Source organism: Streptococcus sp. CSL10205-OR2, assembly GCF_025660655.1.
Lineage (GTDB): Bacteria > Bacillota > Bacilli > Lactobacillales > Streptococcaceae > Streptococcus.
This window is the reverse complement of the sequence record NZ_JAOTIN010000034.1, coordinates 1-539: the sequence shown is the minus strand read 5'-3', so window position 1 is coordinate 539 and position 539 is coordinate 1. Positions and strand designations below refer to the sequence as shown.

Here is a 539-nt window from a genome sequence, read left to right as displayed (position 1 = left end):
CTATTGTGACAGCAAAAGACAACTGGTCATATAGCTTTGAGAATCTTCCAGAATATGAGAATGGAAAGAAAATCGCGTATAGCCTATCAGAAGACGCTGTTAAAGGTTATACCACAGTGATTAAGGGTTATGACATTACTAATGTTCATCATCCAGAAAAACCATTACCAAAAACTGGGGAATCATCAACTCTATTCTTTAGTTTAGTAGGATTAGTAATAACAGGCTTAGCAGGTCTCTTTGCTTACAAACGCTACGCTAACAACTAATCATTTTCCTAGTGATTAACTAGAAAAAACCCTGCTAAAAATGAACTGCACCCCAAAAGTTAGACAAAAAATCTAACGAATGGGGTGTTTTTCTTATGAAATTAAGTGATGACGATAAACTAGAAATCTATACACTAAGAAGGAATGGAAGAAGCTGGTCTCAAATTAGTGAAGCATACGATGTTAATCTTGCCAGTCTCAAGTACTTGGTAAAGCTTATGGATAGATATGGTGTTGAGAGTGTTAGAAAAAGAAAGAATAGCTACTATC

At 35.3% G+C, this 539-nt stretch carries 1 protein-coding gene and 1 pseudogene; both read left to right on the top strand.

Features of this window, described 5'->3' with window-relative positions:
- On the top strand, window positions 1–269 hold a 269-nt coding region (locus N7659_RS08110), incomplete at its 5' end, for a Cna B-type domain-containing protein (RefSeq protein ID WP_263276602.1).
- 95 nt (window positions 270–364) lie between these two features.
- Window positions 365–539, top strand: a pseudogene (locus N7659_RS08105) (IS3 family transposase); the annotation flags it as partial.